Below are 18,726 nucleotides of genomic sequence, written 5' to 3'. Positions count from 1 at the left end.
GATGTTCGAGCTTATTAATGTGTCGAAAAAATTTGGCCACACTCAGGTGCTGGATAACATCTCTCTTTCGCTGTCACCCGGCAGTCGCACTGCAATAGTCGGGCCTTCAGGCTCTGGTAAAACCACCCTGTTACGCCTGATTGCCGGGTTTGAGATGCCCGACAGCGGCCTGATAACGATGCGCGGTACACCACTGTTTAGCCCGACAGTATCGATCCCGGCGCATCAGCGAAAAATTGGCTTTGTCCCGCAGGAAGGGGCGCTTTTCCCGCATCTGACGGTAGAAGAAAATATTGGCTGGGGGATCCGCGCCTCGCGCCAGGAGCGGCGTAAGCAGGTTGAAGGTCTGATGGACAGGGTGTCTCTGGACAGACAACTGGCGCGTCACTGGCCGCATGAAATCTCCGGTGGCCAGCAGCAGCGTGTGGCTCTGGCACGTGCGCTGGCGCAGCAACCGGAGATAATGCTGCTGGATGAACCCTTCTCGGCGCTCGATACCGGGCTTCGCGCCACAACCCGGAAAGCGACCGCCGATCTCCTCTCGCAGGCGGGAGTCGCTGCCGTGCTGGTTACCCACGATCAGAATGAAGCGCTCTCTTTTGCCGAGCAGATTGCCGTTATCCGCCACGGGCGGTTTGCCCAGTCAGGGACGCCACAGATGGTCTATTCACAGCCCATTGATGAAGAGACAGCGCTTTTCCTGGGAGATGCGTTAATCCTGACGGCGGAGGTCGCCAACGGTAAAGCCAGATGCCTGGTGGGTGATGTGCCGGTGGATGATAATACGCCAGAGGGCGTGCGGCGCATCATGCTGCGCCCGGAACAATTGCTGATTACGCCAGTGGCAGCAGGTGAAACTGCATTGCAGGCGACGGTGCTGGATATCGATTTTGCTGGTTATATCTCAACGCTGACGCTGGGATTTACCGATCGTGCGCAAACGCTCACCATTAATACCGTCACCCCGCAATTATTATTGCCAGGTACTACGGTTGCGCTCAAAATTACAGGCCATGCGCGGGTATTTGCTGCATAAACATAGCCTGCTGATTAGCAGCATATCCTGTTTTTTATCCATGCATGACTGAATATTGATGGTAATAATCAATGGGAGAGAGCATGTTTTCACTCAGCAACTGGTTTATCTGGGCACTGCTGTCCGCCTTTTTTGCCGCACTGACCGCCATTTTCGCTAAAGTCGGGATCCAGAATGTTGATTCCGATTTTGCCACGTTAATCCGCACCGGAATTATTATCGTTATTCTGGCTGCTTTTATTTACTTTACCGGTAAGTGGCAGAATCCCTTGCTGATTGGCAAACGCACCTGGCTTTTCCTTATCTTATCCGGTCTGGCGACCGGCGCATCCTGGGTGTGCTATTTCCGGGCATTAAAGATCGGCGAAGTATTTAAAGTCGTACCGGTAGATAAAATGAGCGTGGTGATGGTGGCAATTTTTGCTTTTATTTTTCTCGGCGAACGACCGGGGTTGCGGGAAGCGGGAGGACTGTTACTGATTACCGCAGGCGTATTATTACTGGCGCTGCGAAGATAATCAGCCAGGCCGTTTATGTGCGGGCAGAAAAATAACCAGTACGCCCGCCATAATTATCAGCACGCCAGTCAGCGACTGAACGGAAAAAACACCGTGCATGCCGGGCAAAATAAGCGATGCCGACCACACCAGAATATAGCTGAGGCTCAGCAGGGCATAGGCTTTGCTCAATGCCAGATGGTGTAAGGCCAGATACCAGAAAAACATCGAGGCCAGATAACCCGCGAGCCCGGTCAGCAGCAGCGTCGTTTCCAGATGGACGGGCCAGAGCGCGCCAACAAAAGCATAAAACTGCGACACTGGCGGAAGGGCCGCCATGGCATAACCCATCGCAAGCTGAGCCGCGCTGGTTAACAGCACGCTGACCAGCGTCAGAAAAAGACCTTTCATGCCGCACCGCCCAGAATCACAATTCCCCCTATAATCAACCCCACGCCAAGCCAGTGGCGCAGGTTAACCGGTTCATGCCAGATCCCCCTGGCGGCCAGCGTTACCCAGACAAAGTTGAGACTTAACATCGGATAGGCGATGCCAACGGGAATGCTCTGTAATACCAGCAGCCAAAAAATCATCCCCAGGCCAAGGCAGGCCAGCGCCAGTGCGAGCCAGGTTAAAATATGACGACGGCGGCCCATCCTGAGGGCAGGCCGCGTCGCTTGCTTTTGGCACAACTGACCGGCAAAGCTCAGCAGGCTTGCCAGTATAAGCAGAAACCAGGTCATCGTAGCGGTGCATACTCAATAAGTGCGATTCGCCCCTGAACAAAGACACTTGACGGGGGAGGAACCGGCAGGCTATTCACACTTTCACCGCGTGAGAGCAGAACCACCAGTGTGACTTTGCCTTCCTGACGATGCTGTTCCAGCCAGTCGTTGAAATCTTTCTCAGCAATAAATTTGTCTTTCGCATCCGGGTAGCTGAGGCCATATTGCAGCTCACCGGTCTGGCCAAACATAATAATATCGCTGCGTTTGAGTTCCCACGCCAGGCCTGCGGCGATACCGACATTATCGCTCAGGATATAGCGGCTGGATGCCAGTGACTCTTTTGCCATACCGATCGCGAATTGCGGCTGTTTTGATTCCATCACCCGGTTAGGAATGGCGAAACCGACCAGCAGCGCGAGCCCGGCCGGACATAAGGCCGAGAGCATCCAGCTTTTTTCGGTATTGCGCAGGGTGTACCAGCCCACCAGTGCCCAGACGAAAAAGGCCATGGCGGCACAAAACACTTTATAGCTTTCGAGCGTTGTCCATACCGGGTCTTTCAGCGGCCCCCAGGGAGAGGCAATAAACGCGGCAACCAGGCCAGACAGCCCAAAGCCAATGTTAAGCCAGGCATTGACGCGTAAAGCACGGTAGCCTCTTTCTGCGGCCTGCACCGAATAGCCGGCCATCAGGATCGCCAGCGGTGCGAAGCAGGGCAGGATATAGGTCAGCAATTTGCCTTTCGCGATACTGAAAAAGAGAAATGGCATCACTATCCAGCACAGCAGATAGAACGTCGCCCGATTGCTCTCACGGCTGAACCATGCCAGGCGAAGCGATCCGGGCAGCAGTCCCAGCCAGGGCAGACTTCCCAGAAAGATTACCGGCAGGTAGTACCAGAACGGAGCTTTATGCTGCGCATCCGCCATGGCGAAACGCTGGATATGTTCCACCCAGAAGAAGTAGTGCCAGAAATCCGGCTCATGCCGGGCAATGGCCAGCCCCCACGGCAGGACAAGGAGCACGCAACTGGCGATAGAAAACCAGCCCCAGATGAGCGCCTCTTTCCATTTTTTCTGCACGATTATCCAGGGTAAAACGCTCAGTACCGGCACGGCCAGCGCCAGGAACCCTTTGGTCATGACCCCCATGCCGCAGGTCAGGCCCAGCAGCACATAGCCCGCCGCTTTTACGGAGGTGGTTTTTGCCTGAGCGGCAATCCAGAACGTACACATCCCGGCAACCAGCCACAGGGCGATCATCGGGTCGAGCACCGCATACGTGCCGATGCCGTAAACTTCCAGCATGGTGATGAAAATGACGGCGGCCATCATCGCCACACGTTTATCGCGCCAGAGCTGCCAGGCAAACCATGACACCATCCCGGCAACCAGAGCGGTTGAAAAGATAACCCCGGCGCGAACGGCAAAGTTGGTGTCACCGAACAGCCACTGGAATATTGAGTTCATCCAGTAACCGGCGATCGGTTTTTCGAAATAACGCAGGCCGAGAAAATGCGGCACGGTCCAGTTTCCACTGCTGAGCATTTCACGGCTGATCTCTGCATAACGCGTTTCATCAGGCTGCCAGAGTAAACGCCATTCGACAGGGATCAGGTAGTAGAGGACAAACAGGGCAAGTACCACCAGACCGTAGCGTGACGACTTCGTCATTCCGTTCTCTCCATTTGCTGACAACCCAGCCATCCTTCGCGGCCGGCAATTTCACCACGCACAACTTTACCCGTGGGCAGGGCGCGTAAATTGGCAGGTAACAGTTCGCCCAGCGGACAGAACTGAATATTTGCCTCGGCGGCGCGCTGGAGTAAATCTTCAAACTCAAGACGATGGGCGATCCCTTCGACCTCTGCGTGAATGGTATAGACCGGCACACCGGGATCATCCAGCATGCGGGTCAGGATGAAATCGTTGAATTCGCTGGCACTCACTTCACCACCGACAACCTCATCCCAGGTTGGCAGCGTCACCGGAATCTGCACGGTGCCCGTCTGGCCGACGCCCGTTACAGGTAAAAAAGGAACGCTGCCCCGACAGTCACTGTTATAGCGAAAATCGAAGGCTTCTTTCGCCTTAATCACCCGCTGGTCGGCACGCCAGCCGGCCACGGCTGAACAGGTAATATCCGTACCGATTATCGATTCGAGCTCTTCTTTACCCAGCGCGATTTGGTGGAGCAACTCATCGCTGTCCCATACGCCGCACCAGGTCTGCCAGGCGTGGTGATCCCACGCATGTAGCCCCACTTCGTGGCTGGCGGCGGCGCTGCGGATAATCTCCGCGTTGGCCCGCCCGATATTCCTGCCGGGCCACGCAGTGCCCGCCAGTAAAATATCCCAGCCATACAGCGAGGCCGCTTTTGAGCGCAGCATCTTTAGTAAGAACTTCGGCTTAATTAGCCGCCAGAGATGCCGTCCCATATTGTCCGGCCCCACACTAAAGAAGAAGCTTGCGCGAACGCCGTAGCGGTTGAGCATGTCCAGCAGCGACGGCACCCCTTTACGGGTGCCGCGGAAGGTATCGACGTCTATGCGCAGGCCGACTTTTCTCATGGCTTCTGTTCCGTGACCTCAACGGTGCGTAAAAAGAAGTCCAGCGTCTCTTCAACGGTCTGGTGCATTTCTATCGTCGGCTGCCAGTCAAGGCAACGTCTGGCGTTGCGGATGCTCGGCTTACGGTGCTCAACATCCTGGTAGCCTTTACCGTAGTAATCGCTGCTTTCCACTTCGCGGAAGCCAGCAAACGGCGGGAAGCGGTCGCGCAGCGGGTGACGTTCGAAGCAGTCGAGCAGCATTTCCGCCAGCTCTTTGATGCTCGCTTCGTTATCCGGGTTACCGATGTTGATGATCTGCCCGTCGCAGCGGCCATCTTTGTTTTCGATAATGCGGAACAGGGCTTCAATACCATCGCTGATATCGGTAAAGCAGCGTTTCTGTTTGCCCCCTTCAATCAGCTTAATCGGCGAACCTTCAACGAGGTTGAGGATCAACTGGGTGATGGCACGGGAGCTACCGATACGTGCGGCATTCAGGTTATCCAGACGCGGCCCCATCCAGTTAAACGGACGGAAGAGGGTGAATTTGAGGCCGGTTTTATCGCCGTAGGCCCAAATCACGCGGTCCAGCAACTGCTTGGACACCGAGTAGATCCAGCGCTGCTTATTAATCGGACCCACTACCAGATTGGAGGTGTCTTCGTCAAAGTTCGCATCGGTGCACATGCCGTACACTTCCGAGGTTGACGGGAAGATGATGCGTTTGTTGTACTTCACGCAGTCGCGAATGATTTTCAGGTTCTCTTCAAAATCCAGCTCGAACACGCGCAGCGGATTACGGGTGTACTCGATCGGTGTCGCAATCGCCACCAGTGGCAGCACCACGTCGCATTTCTTAATGTGGTATTCAATCCATTCGGAGTGAATGCTGATATCGCCTTCCACAAAGTGGAAACGCGGGCAGTCCAGGAAACGGCTAATGGCATCAGAGCCGATATCCAGCCCGTAAATCTCGTAATTATCGTCCTGCAGCAGACGTTCGGTCAGGTGATTACCGATAAAACCGTTTACCCCCAGGATCAGTACACGGGTACGGCGTTTCACGGCGACAAACGGACGGCTGGAGAGCAGCGCCCCTGGCACCAGACCCATCGCAGGCGCAAGCTGGGTACCCTGCATATAAACGCCGTTTGCGCTCTGGCCGGTGACGATTTCCAGCGCGCCTTCACCACAGGCTACCACCAGCGGAGCGACGGACAGCACGGTGCCCGGCTTTGCTGCTGCGAGGTCTGTACGCACACGGGATTTCCAGACGATAAATTTGTTGGTGCCCACATAGCCAAACGCGCCCGGCCACGGATCGGAGACCGCACGCACGAGGTTATGCAGCTCCTGCGCCGGTTTTTCCCAGTTCAGCCGACCATCTTCCGGGGTACGACGGCCAACATAGGTGGCCAGAGCCTCGTCCTGCGCGCGCTCCTGCGTCTGACCGCTGCGGATTTTCGGCAGCGCGTCGCTCAGCAGGGTTTGCGAGGCCGAACACAGTTTTTGATGCAGGGACAGCGCCATGTCAGTGTCGGTAATCGTCACACTTTGTTGCGCCACAATATCGCCGGCATCGGCGCGTTGCGTCATGCGGTGCAGGGTAACGCCGGTCTCTTTCTCACCGTTAACCAGCACCCAGTTCAGCGGTGCACGGCCACGGTATTTCGGCAGCAGCGAACCGTGCAGGTTGAATGCGCCTTTTGTCGGCAGGCTCAGAATGTCGTTGCACAGCAGGTTGCGGTAGTAGAAGGAGAAGATAACCTCTGGCGCGAGTGCGCGAATGCGCTCAACCCACAGGGGGTGATTCACATCATCCGGGGCATACACCGGAATTTCCTGTTCAGCCGCCAGGCGCGCCACGGATTTAAAAAAGTGGTTTTCGCCCGCATTGTCTGCGTGGGTAAAGATGGCGGCAATCTCGAAGCCTGCTTCCAGCAGTGCCTTTATGCCCGTGCACCCCATATCGTGATATGCAAAGACGACGGTTTTCATGACTCAATTTCCTCAATAGAATTTGGGGTTTCCTGACGGATAACACGCTGAATAAAGTAACGGGGGCGGGCACGGACATCGTTATAGATGCGGCCTATGTACTCGCCGAGTAAGCCCATGCCAACGAACTGCGCACCAATAAAGGTGAACAGGACGGCAAAAAGGGTGAACACCCCTTCGGCAGCCCACTGTGGCCCAAGAGCAAAACGCATAACGACTAAAACGACGGAGAGCGCAAAACCCACCAGCGCGATAACGCTGCCAAACACGCTCAACATGCGCAGCGGTGTGGTGGTCAGGCAGGTCACCAGGTCATACATCAGGTTAATCAAACGCATAAAGCTGTATTTCGAATCACCGAACTCGCGTTCCGCGTGATGCACAGGAATTTCCGTGGCCCGGCGGGCGAACATATTGGCGAGGATCGGAATAAAAGTGCTGCGTTCGTGGCAGTGCAACATCGCATCGACAATATGGCGACGATAGGCGCGCAGCATGCAGCCGTAATCACCCATCGCTTTACCGGTTGTGCGCTGAATCAGATGGTTGATCATGCGTGATGCCGTTTTGCGAAACAGGCTGTCCTGGCGGTTCTGACGAACCGTGCCGACCACGTCGTAACCTTCTTCGGCGGTTGCCACCAGACGAGGGATCTCTTCGGGTGGGTTCTGTAAATCGGCATCCAGAGTGATGATCAGATCGCCAGTGACATGGCTAAAACCGGCCATGATCGCGGAGTGCTGACCATAGTTGCGGTTAAGCAGTACTGCCACGATATGGCTGCCGTTGGCCTGTGCGGCATCCACCAGCATTTTGGCGGAGTCATCGCTACTGCCGTCATCAACCAGCAGAACTTCATAATCCTTACCCAGCAGATCGCAGGCGGCGGTAGTACGGCGAATCAGTTCCGGCAGGCTGTCCTGTTCATTAAAAACAGGGATCACAACGGATACTTTATTGATTGGGCTGGTTTCAAACATCGTTATTGCCCTGCCAGGTGACGTAGTGCGGCGATAACACGGCTGGTGTCGTCATCGGTCATATCCGGGAACAGCGGCAGCGAGCAGATACGCGCGCTATTCCACTCCGTATTGGGCAATGAGAGGTCAGGGAAATTCTCGCGGTAATATTTTTGCGTGTGGGCGGCGCGGAAATGCAGGCCGGTGCCGATGCCCTGTGCTTTCAGCGCTTCCATCAGGGCATCGCGGGTCAGGCCGCAGCGTGTTTCATCTACGCGAATAATAAACAGATGCCAGGCGTGAATGTGCGGCCAGGCTGGAATCGTCAGCGGCTGGAATGGTGTATCAGCCAGCTCGCGTAAATAGTGTCGGGCAATCTCGGTTCGACGCTTGTTGGCTTCATGGAGTTTGCCGAGTTGTACCAGTGCCAGTGCGGCATTGATGTCCGCCAGGTTGTATTTGTAGCCGGGGGAGATGACTTCCGCCTGCGGCGCGCGACCGTGTGTCTGGCGATCGTAGGCGTCTACGCCAAGACCGTGGAATTTCAGGCTGCGAATACGCTGGGCCAGTTTCTCATTATCCGTTACCACCAGACCGCCTTCGGCACAGGTCATATTTTTGATGGCATGGAAGGAGAAAATCGCGGTTCCGCGACAACCGACATGCTGGCCTTTGTAATAGGTTCCGGCGGCATGTGCGGCATCTTCAATAACGGGAATATTGTATTTTTCACCCAATGCGCGAATCGCATCGATATCGGCAGGCGCGCCAGCATAATGAACGGGAATAATGGCCTTTGTTTTTGGTGTAATCGCGGCCTCAATGCTCTGCGCGGTGACCATCAATGTGTCACGGTCAACATCGATCATGACCGGGGTTGCGCCAAGTAGCACGACCATATTGAGGGTGGAAACCCAGGTCATGGAGGGGGTAATCACCTCATCGCCAGCGCCGATGCCCAGCGCCATTAAGGTTACATGCATACCGGCTGTTGCTGAACTCAGGGCGATGGCATGCTGATTGCCCGTTAACTGGCAAAATGCCTCTTCCAGCTGCTGGTTTTTGGGACCTGTTGTAATCCAGCCCGACTTCAGAACGTCCTGAATCGCTGTTAATTCCTCGTCGCCCATAGAGGGACGGGAGAAGGGTAAAAATTCACGCATTACTTTTCCTTACCGTTGCTGGCAATGAATTCGCACTGTAGCCAGTGAAGTAGCAGACTCATTTCGCTGAGAGTACTTACCCAGGATAGAGCTTATTTATTAACTCAACCTTAAGAGATTGCATATTTTCATTAATGTTCACTTAAGATCGTTTCTGTTTAGCTGGCGTTGAAGAAATAAATATTAAAAGGCGATGTTTTTTATTTTTGTTATAAAAATCATATTGTTGTATTTATTCTTTCGCAAAGGAATAAAATACCGTAACGGCGGCGTGCGCAACCGTAAAGATTTTTTTGTCGTTATCTTTAGTTTGTTTAATTTATATTTATAGTCATCCTTTTGTCATTATGCTGTCACTAAATGCGGGGGCATTAATAATGAAAAGATGTACCTGTGTGAAAACCGAGAATAGCCATGTTTAGCTTTTTGTGCTGTAGCAATCCGTTGTAAAGATGATAGAGATCATGAAAACTGGCTGTTTTTCGCGCGGGCATGTTGAGAGTACGAACATTTCTGCAGAAAACCATTTCAAATCATTTAATTGCACGTGTTATTGAATTTCATTTTGTCGCGTTTGCAAAAAATTCTCTTTTTTTAGCAATATTTTTCTCGCTCATTCGTCTACCCGGATACAACGATATAAAGGAGAGACAACATGAGAAGATTTGCTAATCACAGACGCCACCCCGGCAAGTTTGGTGTGATGTTCCTTGTTTTTGCCGTCGTAATGACGCTGGTGGTAATGACCCTGTGGAATGCCATCATTCCAGGTCTGTTTGGCCTGAAAGCGATCGGCTTCTGGACTGCGCTTGGGCTGCTGGTGCTATGCCGGGTGCTGTTTGGTGGTATGGGAATGGGGCCGATGATGTTCAGAATGGCGCGCGATCATCGTCAATTGCATGAACGGTGGATGAATATGAGCGAAGAAGAGAGACAGGCTTTTTTCCAGAAACGCCACCGTTGGGGAGGGCGCGATGGCTGGCGCTGCGGCCCTGACGTGCCCGCAGAGAACGAACCACCAAAACCCTCGGATAATGCGTGAGCATAATGGATAACGCCGACAACGCCCGGACGGCGCGGCTCCTTGAAGCGCTCTCAGCGTGCCGGACAACGCTGAGAGCCTTTATCCGCCGTCGTATTCCGCGGCGAGAAGATGTGGACGATATTTTGCAGGATGTTACGCTGCAATTGATTAATGTGGAACAACCGGTTGAAAACGTCTCTGCCTGGCTGTTTCGTGCGGCGCGCAATGAAATGATCGACCGCGGACGGAAAAAGCGTGAGTGGTTATTTTCGGACGACGAGGAGGCTGATGATCAACTTTATGACGTGCTGTTTGGCGATGTGCAGACACCGGAAGAGGCGCGCTTAAGAGAGATTTTCTGGGAGGAGCTGGAAAGCGCGCTGGCGGCACTTCCTGCAACCCAGCGCGAGGTATTTGAAAAAACCGAGCTGGAAAATTACAGCTTCAAAGCCCTTTCCGCACAGACGGGGCTGCCGGTTCAGACACTGCTGTCGCGCAAGCATAAAGCGGTACGCTATCTGCGAGAGCGTCTTTCCGCGCTCTATCACGACATCATGCTGCCGTAGGCCGAAACCGACAAAAAATCCCCGCCACACCGGACTGGAGTGGCGGGGATTATCATCGTGATTTCGACAAATCAGATAAAGCTGTCATCGTCGTTATTGCCGCCGAAATCGTAGTCATCATCCTGATCGAGGAAACGGCTATTGTCGTCGTTGCTCTGGTCAAAGAAACTGCGATCGGAGGCATTGGTGAAGCTGTCCTGATCCTGAAAATCGTTGGTGAAATTCTGATCGCCTGTCACATCAGAGACCTGTTCAACAGGCTGCTCGATAATGTTCACGATCTCCTGTGGCTGGGAGTGATGAAACATACTGGTCAGCATATCGGCCAGAACAACCCCACCAGCCACCCCGGCTGCGGTTTGCAGCGCCCCGGCCATAAAACCTCCGGCGCGTGATGCCGGTTGCGCATACGTGGGTGCCGCCTGCTGCTGTGGTGGCTGTTGCTGCGGCGCGTTGTTCCAGTTGTTGGCTGGCTGCTGCGGCTGGCTTTTTCCACCGCCGAACAGACTGCTCAGGAAGCTACCGTTACCGCTTTGCTGGCTGTTTTTCAGCGAAGCCACTTCATTCTGGAGATCCTGAATCTGTGCATGAAGGCGTTTGAGCGCAGCTTCCTGTATCAGGATCGACTGGGCCATATAGTAAGGCGCAGAGGGTTGCTGGCGCACAAACTCAGCGATCAGGCGATCGGCCTGTCCATCCCGTGTGCCGCTTTGCTGTTCCGCCTGTTTCAGACGCTGGAAAAGCCCCTCAATAAGCCGTTGTTCTTCATTTTGCATAGCAAAAACCTCAGGAGTGCATGGAGTTGTGCAATGGCGTGCGGACCTGTGCAGGTATCGGTTACGCACGCCTGGTAAGAGTCATTTTAGCCGATCAAAGTTATACGAAATGACAAGCAAACGCAGAATGATCGGAAAAGAAGAAGGGGAGAGGGCTTGAAAATAAAAATGGCCGGTGTATTTCCGGCCATTTTCCCGGCTTGCTGCCTGTGATTAGAAGGTCTGCCAGTTATCGTTGCTGGTGGTGGCTAACGGTACACGTACTGACTTCGCGCTGGTTTTTTTCGTACTGCGAGTGGGGGTGACCGCGCCTTCACCCAGATCAAAGCGATCAACGGTTTTGTTCAGCCGTTCCGCCTCGGATTCGAGTGAGACCGCATTGGCGGTGGCTTCCTGCACAAGAGTGGCGTTTTGTTGCGTCACGCCATCCATCTCGGTCATCGCCAGACCAATTTGTTCAATACCACGGCTTTGTTCATCCGAGGCAACAGAGATTTCACCCATCAGGCTATTTACCTGGGCGACAGACTGGATAATCACTGACATGGCGTCACCCGCTTCCTGTACCTGCTCAGCACCGGTTTTGACCCGGTTAACCGATTCGCTGATCAAGGCTTCAATCTCTTTTGCCGCCTGCGCGCTACGTTGTGCCAGCAGGCGTACTTCGCTGGCAACCACGGCGAAGCCACGGCCTTGTTCACCGGCGCGAGCGGCTTCCACGGCGGCGTTCAGCGCCAGCAGGTTGGTCTGGAATGAAATGCTGTTAATCACGCTGGTGATATCAGAAATTTTTTGCGAACTGTCGGTGATACCGTGCATGGTTTGCACCACCGTTGAGGTGATATCACCGCCTCGTTTCGCCGTTTTTTGTGCTTCCTCAGTTAGTTTGAGTGCTTCGCGCACGTTCTGGGCGTTGTTTTTAACGGTGGAGGTCAGCTCCTCCATACTGGCTGCCGTTTGTTGCAGGGCAGCGGCCTGCTGTTCGGTGCGGCTCGACAGTTCTTCATTATCGCCCCGGATTTCACTGGTATTGGCAAAGATACTGGCGGAGCTGTCCTGGATGGTTTTTACCGTTGTCTGCAGACTTTCCTGCATATTTTGTACATAGGGAATCAACTGTCCGGCGCAGTTACGGCCAAAACTTTCAAGCTGGCTACTCAGTTTCCCTGCGGTCAGCAACTCCAGGTGAGTTTTTAACATGCCAAGCGGTTTAACCAGATAATTTACTAAATAACGATCGGTCAATAAGAGCGTCACCAGACCTGCCAGTAACGCGCTGATTAACACTATTTTGTTATAGGAAATCTGAGCGTTGGTTTGCACCAGAATGGCATCTGATTGAATCGCCTGGGTATACTTTTCAGCGGTGGCACCAAATTGCACACTTAAGGGCGGGTAGGTTTTACGAAATAACTCGCGGAACTTATCCGTCTGGTTATTTTTCGCCGCATCGTACATTGGCACAATGGCGTTAGTCAGCAAGCCGTCCCAGTCATTGATCATCGATTTGATGACGTCATCGCTCACACCAGGATGGCGGGCGTCACGAAACTGCGCAAGCATATTCTGGCTGGTTGCCAGCGCCTTACCCGCAGACTCCATTGTTTTTGCTGCGTTTTCCTCATCACCGGTCTGGCGATAATCCATTGCCCGTAACATGCGAGTCATGGTGCGAAAATATTGGTCATTACCTTTTACCAGCATGGCATAGGCATTTTTCTGGGATGTATTTTGTGTGAGTAATTGATCAATAGTAGAAAAGTTATAAAAAGTTAGCAGGGTAGCCATTCCCCAAATAATACTGAAAAGAACCAGTATCAGTAATACCATTTTCCTGATGGTAATATCGCGTAATATTTGCATAGCTACCCCCGGTAACTCAATATAAAATATATTGTCAGATGAGCAGCCCAGTCGAACGGGCCTGGTGTTAAAGTTTTATGCAATAACGCATAAAATTAAATATTGCAGACTAATTGTTATCCTGTGAATTAATTATAGTGACACGGTAAGCCATCATGAGTGCTGGTTTGTTTCGTACTTATAAATAATGTTTCGGTAACGTTAACGATAGTAACATGAATTTTATATACGCTAAAGCTGTTATTACATCCTGGAGTGGGATCACAAATCTATGATTTAAAATTATTCTTCCGGAATAGTTATTTTTTTATTTTTGAAATTTTGGTTAAGTTCGATTTTATCCAGTGTGGTCGGATGACTTATAAAATACCCTTGCGCAATATCGCACTCAAATTCTTCAAGCTGCTGCAACTGAGATAACGTCTCTACCCCCTCGGCAGTGACCTCAAGGTTAAAGTCTTTACCGAGTCCGATTATCTTCTCGACAATATTTTTGGCGCTATCAGAGTCGTCCATTGCCATAATAAAAGACTTATCAAGTTTGATACCATCAAAAGGGAAGCTCCGTAGATAATTCAGTGAGGCATAGCCAGTACCAAAATCATCCATTAACAATTTGACGCCGAATGATTTTAATTGCTGCATGATTTTTAAGGTATTTTCTGGTTTGCTCAGAGTGGCGTTCTCCGTGACTTCCAGTTCGAGACGTGAAGGGTCAAAACCCGTGTCAGCCAGGATCGATTTTACGCGAAACACAATGTCGCTGGCCTTAAATTCCACTGGCGATATATTTACTGAAAGGGACAGGTCTGCTGATTTAGCCATTACCTCGCGACATGCGGTTGTCAGAACCCAGTCAGTTAGCGGGATAATTATTCCGGTCTCCTCAGCCAGAGGAATAAATTGGTCAGGCATAAAAAGTCCGTGAGTCGGATGCTGCCAGCGTACCAGCGCTTCGAGTGAGGTTATCTTCTGCAGACTTATATCGTAGCGAGGCTGGTATAAAAGAAATAATTGATTCTGTTTTATTGCCTCACGGAGTTCCTGTTCGAGTTCCCGGCGTTGAACAATTTGTTCAGCCATATCAGGCTTATAAAAAACCCAATGTGCATTCGGGGCATTTTTCGCTTTGTAGAGCGCGATATCAGAATAGCGCAGAAGATCGCTTGCGGTGAGTGCATCTTGTGGTGCCAGGGCAATACCCATACTGACGCCAATAAAAATCTCATTACCGCAGATTTCAAAAGGATGGTTCAATTCTTCCACTATACGTAAGCAAAAACGTTCAATATCTTCACGTCGGTTAAGATCGGTGGCAATGATGATAAATTCATCTCCCCCCTGACGTGTCACCAAATCTATGCTTCGCATGCAGCGGCGCAGGCGGTTAGAGGCTTCGCTCAGCACCTGGTCGCCTACTGTGTGGCCGTAGACATCGTTAATGGTTTTGAAATCATTTAAATCGACACTGATCATTGCCAGCGCATTTTTCGCTTCATTATCTGATTGCAGGCGCCCCTCAAGGAATTCTTTCATCCTGACGCGATTAGGCAGGCCGGTTAATTCATCATGGTGTGACAAGTACTGAATACGTTCACTTGCCTCAACTTCAAGGGTGACATCTGTTGCGGTACCACGGAATCCCAGTGACCCATCAATCAGGGTGACGCGTTTCAGGGTTAAATTACAGTAGCGCTGATTACCCTGGGCGGAAAAATAACTGCAATGGTTAAGGGTGAGGAAATTACCCGCATAAGGAAGTTCTAACCATTTGGTCAGTGCCGGGTTCTCCTGTGACAAAAATGCCCGCAGTGAACGCCCTATCCAGTCATCAATACGATGACCGGTAATTGCCGGAAAGCGCACAGATATCCAGGTGAGTTGTAAGAGCTCATCGGCTTCCCAGATCCAGTCTGTCGTTGTTTCAACCACATCACGAAAACGGCGCTCGCTAATGGCGAACGCCCGACGGCTTTGCTCCAGCAGGAATGTCTTTTCATCATTCAACCTGGCTTTTAACAGCCCTTTTCGTACCAGAGAGATCGCCAGAAGGACCGATGTGAGCATCAGTAGCACAAGCAAGGGAAGAACCCACGTGAGTAGCGTGTCACCTGGATTTTTGTTATTCCATTCAAAGTAGACGTCCCCCCCTGATACAGGCCATAACATACCCGTTGTATGTGGTTGACGACGCACGGGTTTTGACGCGAGGATATGTAAATCCGCAATGGCGTACTCCTCGCCCAGCGCGGCGAGTTTTTGAGGCGTCAGCTTATCAACAAAGATCATCATCGAATGATCCTGAGGCGCATTCGCAAGCGCAAGCTTATCCTCGGTAGTAATCCATGCTGCCGAAATCAGGACTAACTCATTATTGGTGAAAACGACACGCGAAATAGCCGTGCCATTGCTTATTTTCAGTGCCGTGCTTAATTCAGTATTAAGATTTTTTCCCAGCCAGTCCTCAAAAGGTACCAGGTTAAGGTTGCCGTCAACGACGCTGTAGCGGGTTTCTTCTTTTGACGAGAGAACAAACACGCCTTCGTAACCAAATTTTGAAAACAACGACTTACCAAGGTTTTGTTCGTCCCAGGCCCAGCTAATGTCGACCTTGCGGTGGAGATTATCCCAGGCTTCGTTCCATGCGGCGTTATCGGCAAGGTGTAAACGAAGATTTTCCTGGCGATTGTCGAGCGCTTTCATCAGCAACTGCCGGGTTTGGTGGCGGGTGTTACGCGCCAGATCATTTTCAGTCTGAATGAGCGCAAATATTGTCGTTAGAAAAATGAAGCCCATCAGCATCAGTACCAGTGTCACCGTCTGCTTCATGATACGATGCGTATCAGTGGCAGGTGCAGATGCGTACTGGTCATCGAAAATGTTCATACTTCACCTTTTCTAAGTGTTGTAATAAGCAAAATATGTTTTTTTAGTCATCTGTATTAACGGCAAGAGATAATTAAACTTTAAATAAAAAACGCTATTTTGATAACAACAGTTAAGTTTGTGATGTACATCATTTTTTTATGCAAAAAGAAAAATGTCTTTTTTAATATTAAGATAACCTTAAGGTGCGAAAATTTAATACATTGCAGTGAAATAATTATTCTGCTGCTTTTTATTTATGTGACTAACTTTCTTGTTTAAGAATAAGTTACGAAGATAGCCTGAACATTAAGAGAACATTTTTACATTAACGCAGGGTGAGATAACGATGGCGGTTTGCCAGAAAATGAGTACAGGCGAGCAGATTAAAGAACAGAAATAGCACTGATTTCAAAAGATAAGCCCTAAAAGCCACTGAAAAATATATGAAAGCTCGTGCCTCGGTATTCAAGCCTTTAATTGTTAAGTGCGAAGAGGCAGCTTCGCCGGGAAAGACCTGATATCTGACGTTCAACAACAATCAGCAAGCTGTACAACCCAGAAAAGATGACTAAAACCAGGGACGAAGATGATCGCCCCTGATGTTTTCTTCGTGGAATTAGTGACTCGGAATGATTTTCTCTGCCTTTAAGGTATCAAACAGCGCAGTAAAAGAATCCAGTGTGGCCCGATAGCCCGTGAATCCGGCCTTGCGGCTTTTGCTCATGTCGGTGAAGGCTTCCATCGGGCGACCAAGATCGGCATCGGTATGCCACCAGGAGGCCAGTCGGCTGATATCCGGCTCGGCAAGCGAGTAGCGGGCTGCAATCTCCCGCCAGGCGGCGGCAGCCTCTTGCATCCGCCCTTCCAGCGGCATCATTGTCTGCGGGTTACCGCCAGACTCGATCCCAAAATAGGCAGCCAGGCGAGGCCATAGCCAGTTCCAGCGGAATACATCACCGTTAACCGCGTTAAAATCTTCATTTGCCGCATTCGGGCTTTGGGCTGCCCAGGTAAGCTGCTCAGCCAGCAGGTTTGCGTCGGTAACATCGCAGACGCCATGCCACTGTTGCGGCGAGCCAGGGAAAATAAACGGCCAGCCTTTTTCACGGCACAAAGTAGCGTAGACCGCCAGCGTCAGCCCCATGTTCATTGCGTTGCCGACCGCGTAGCCAATGATGGTGTGCGGACGGTGTACACTCCAGCGGTAACCGTATTTATCCGCTCCGGCAAAGATCTCATCTTCCTGGGCATAATAGAAATTATCCACGGGCTGACGACCCTGCTCCTCACGAAAAGGCGTAACCGGTACGGCACCTTTACCGTAGGCCTCAAACGGACCAAGATAATGTTTTAACCCGGTAACCAGTGCGACATGTGCGCCGCGCAGGTTGTCGCCCAGCGCCTCAATGACATTTCTGACCATCGCCCCGTTGACGCGGATGTTCTCTTGTTCGTTTGCCTGACGGGACCAGACGCTAAAAAAGAGCGCGTCTGGCTTCACACCTGCCAGTGCCATATTGACGGCCTGTGGGTCCGTCAAATCAGCGATCAGGCGGGTACAACCTTCCGGCACCGCGCCGCGCCCGCGCGACAGACCGGAGACCTTCCAGCCTTCCTGCAGCAGCTTTTGCGCCAGCGCGCGGCCAATCACCCCGCTGATGCCGACAATGAGTGCCTCTTTTTGCATTTTATTCTCCTCATGCATAAACCTTATGAGTAGACTAATCGAGAATGTAGTTCTCATTTATGGCATTAATTCACATCATTCCTGACTTGAGTTCATGAATAAATGCACGACCAACGACTAAAAGACATTGTGCCCTTTGTTGCCAGTATAGAAGGGGGAAGTTTCGCCGCCGCAGCGGAGCGTTTGCATGTGACGGGCTCCGCCATCAGTAAAAGCGTGAGTCGGCTGGAGGCGCGGCTGGGTTCAACATTGCTGGAGCGAACGACCCGGCGCCTGAAATTGACAGACGCCGGACACGCCTATTACCAGACCTGTATTCGCATTATGGAGGAGCTGGCGGAGGCGGAATCAGTGCTGGCGGCGCAACGCAGTATTCCGTCCGGGCGGCTACGGCTGGCCGTGCCGAATACCTATGGCAGGCTGCGCGTCATGCCGCTACTGTTAACCTTTTGCCAGCAGCATCCGGATATTGATATCAGCATGACCTTCTCCGACCGTTTTGTTGATCTGTTTGATGAAGGAATTGATGTTGCGGTGCGGATTGGCAAAACGGCGGAGATGCCTGCGTCGCTGGGGTACCGGCAACTGGGGCGAGAGAAGATGGTGTTCTGCGCTTCGCCCGCGTATCTGGCGCGCGAGGGGCACCCGGAAAGTGCCGAGGCGCTGTTGCAGCATCGGGCCATAGTGTACGAGCGTGTCGATGGCAGCAGTAAGCCGTGGCAGTTTGTCACCGAGGATGGATATCCGGACTGGCGTACCGTGCCCTACCATATGGCTCTGGGGGATGCGGATGCTCAGTTACAGGCTGTTCTTGGCGGGTTAGGGGTTGCCCAGATGCCGACATGGCTGGTTCGCGATGCGCTTGCGCGCGGCGAGCTGGAGAGGATTTTGCCGCATATGCAGCCGGAAGGACTGGCATTGACGCTGGTATGGCCGCGACGTAAGCAGCTATTGCCCAAGGTGGATGCTCTGCTCTGTGCATTGAGCGGGCTCGATATTGGCGAATGACTC

At 52.1% G+C, this 18,726-nt stretch carries 16 protein-coding genes; 5 read left to right on the top strand and 11 right to left on the bottom strand.

Going from position 1 to position 18,726, the window contains the following annotated elements; translation table 11 throughout:
- Position 1 precedes the first annotated feature (1 nt).
- Together AAIG39_RS01240 and AAIG39_RS01235 are read left to right on the top strand one after the other, a co-directional pair.
- Entirely contained in the window at positions 2 to 1,036 is a 1,035-nt protein-coding gene (locus AAIG39_RS01240; protein ID WP_343193016.1) for an ABC transporter ATP-binding protein, read from the top strand.
- 83 nt (positions 1,037 to 1,119) lie between these two features.
- On the top strand, positions 1,120 to 1,554 hold the full coding sequence (locus AAIG39_RS01235; protein ID WP_343193015.1) for an EamA family transporter: 435 nt from the start codon (positions 1,120 to 1,122) through the stop codon (positions 1,552 to 1,554).
- Here AAIG39_RS01235 and arnF read toward each other — a convergent pair whose 3' ends face one another.
- The 7 genes from arnF to arnB are packed head-to-tail and all read right to left on the bottom strand — an operon-like array spanning position 1,555 to position 8,931.
- Complete coding sequence (gene arnF / locus AAIG39_RS01230) at positions 1,555 to 1,944, bottom strand: 4-amino-4-deoxy-L-arabinose-phosphoundecaprenol flippase subunit ArnF (RefSeq protein ID WP_249572927.1); 390 nt, start codon at positions 1,942 to 1,944, stop codon at positions 1,555 to 1,557.
- The gene (gene arnE, locus AAIG39_RS01225; protein ID WP_343193014.1) at positions 1,941 to 2,276 is read right to left on the bottom strand and encodes a 4-amino-4-deoxy-L-arabinose-phosphoundecaprenol flippase subunit ArnE; all 336 of its coding nucleotides are present in this window, start codon (positions 2,274 to 2,276) and stop codon (positions 1,941 to 1,943) included. The genes arnF and arnE overlap by 4 nt, the downstream gene beginning before the upstream one ends.
- A complete protein-coding gene (gene arnT, locus AAIG39_RS01220; RefSeq protein WP_090082307.1) occupies positions 2,273 to 3,934 on the bottom strand; it encodes a lipid IV(A) 4-amino-4-deoxy-L-arabinosyltransferase in 1,662 nt (553 codons plus the stop codon). The genes arnE and arnT overlap by 4 nt, the downstream gene beginning before the upstream one ends.
- Positions 3,931 to 4,830 (bottom strand): 4-deoxy-4-formamido-L-arabinose-phosphoundecaprenol deformylase, encoded by a 900-nt coding sequence (arnD, locus tag AAIG39_RS01215; RefSeq protein ID WP_343193013.1) that lies wholly within the window; start codon positions 4,828 to 4,830, stop codon positions 3,931 to 3,933. Before arnD ends, arnT begins: the two co-directional genes overlap by 4 nt.
- Entirely contained in the window at positions 4,827 to 6,809 is a 1,983-nt protein-coding gene (gene arnA / locus AAIG39_RS01210; protein ID WP_343193012.1) for a bifunctional UDP-4-amino-4-deoxy-L-arabinose formyltransferase/UDP-glucuronic acid oxidase ArnA, read from the bottom strand. The genes arnD and arnA overlap by 4 nt, the downstream gene beginning before the upstream one ends.
- Positions 6,806 to 7,789, bottom strand: a complete 984-nt coding sequence (gene arnC, locus AAIG39_RS01205; protein WP_090082300.1) for an undecaprenyl-phosphate 4-deoxy-4-formamido-L-arabinose transferase — start codon at positions 7,787 to 7,789, stop codon at positions 6,806 to 6,808. Before arnC ends, arnA begins: the two co-directional genes overlap by 4 nt.
- Before the next feature lie 2 nt (positions 7,790 to 7,791).
- On the bottom strand, positions 7,792 to 8,931 hold the full coding sequence (gene arnB / locus AAIG39_RS01200; RefSeq protein WP_343193011.1) for a UDP-4-amino-4-deoxy-L-arabinose aminotransferase: 1,140 nt from the start codon (positions 8,929 to 8,931) through the stop codon (positions 7,792 to 7,794).
- A gap of 655 nt (positions 8,932 to 9,586) precedes the next feature.
- Between arnB and AAIG39_RS01195 the strand changes: the two genes are divergently transcribed.
- Positions 9,587 to 9,973, top strand: coding sequence for a hypothetical protein (locus AAIG39_RS01195; RefSeq protein WP_090082296.1), 387 nt, complete (start codon positions 9,587 to 9,589; stop codon positions 9,971 to 9,973).
- A 5-nt stretch (positions 9,974 to 9,978) separates the two neighbouring features.
- On the top strand, positions 9,979 to 10,521 hold the full coding sequence (locus AAIG39_RS01190) for an RNA polymerase sigma factor (protein WP_090082293.1): 543 nt from the start codon (positions 9,979 to 9,981) through the stop codon (positions 10,519 to 10,521).
- Positions 10,522 to 10,592: 71 nt separating this feature from the next.
- On the opposite strand, the gene AAIG39_RS01185 is transcribed toward AAIG39_RS01190, so the two are convergent.
- The 4 genes from AAIG39_RS01185 to AAIG39_RS01170 all read right to left on the bottom strand — a co-directional run bounded on the left by AAIG39_RS01185 (position 10,593) and on the right by AAIG39_RS01170 (position 17,715).
- Complete coding sequence (locus tag AAIG39_RS01185) at positions 10,593 to 11,297, bottom strand: DUF2076 domain-containing protein (protein WP_090082292.1); 705 nt, start codon at positions 11,295 to 11,297, stop codon at positions 10,593 to 10,595.
- A gap of 213 nt (positions 11,298 to 11,510) precedes the next feature.
- Positions 11,511 to 13,160: a methyl-accepting chemotaxis protein gene (locus AAIG39_RS01180; RefSeq protein WP_343193010.1), complete on the bottom strand. Its 1,650-nt coding sequence runs from the start codon at positions 13,158 to 13,160 to the stop codon at positions 11,511 to 11,513.
- Between the two features lie 282 nt (positions 13,161 to 13,442).
- A complete protein-coding gene (locus AAIG39_RS01175; protein ID WP_343193009.1) occupies positions 13,443 to 16,046 on the bottom strand; it encodes a bifunctional diguanylate cyclase/phosphodiesterase in 2,604 nt (867 codons plus the stop codon).
- Positions 16,047 to 16,644: 598 nt separating this feature from the next.
- A complete protein-coding gene (locus tag AAIG39_RS01170) occupies positions 16,645 to 17,715 on the bottom strand; it encodes an SDR family oxidoreductase (protein ID WP_343193008.1) in 1,071 nt (356 codons plus the stop codon).
- 102 nt (positions 17,716 to 17,817) lie between these two features.
- On the opposite strand from AAIG39_RS01170, the gene AAIG39_RS01165 reads away from it, so the two are divergent.
- Positions 17,818 to 18,723 (top strand): LysR family transcriptional regulator, encoded by a 906-nt coding sequence (locus tag AAIG39_RS01165; protein ID WP_090082284.1) that lies wholly within the window; start codon positions 17,818 to 17,820, stop codon positions 18,721 to 18,723.
- The last annotated feature ends 3 nt before the right edge of the window (positions 18,724 to 18,726 follow it).

The organism is Phytobacter palmae, from assembly GCF_039409775.1.
Lineage (GTDB): Bacteria > Pseudomonadota > Gammaproteobacteria > Enterobacterales > Enterobacteriaceae > Phytobacter > Phytobacter palmae.
This window is presented reverse-complemented; position numbering and strand designations above follow the sequence as displayed.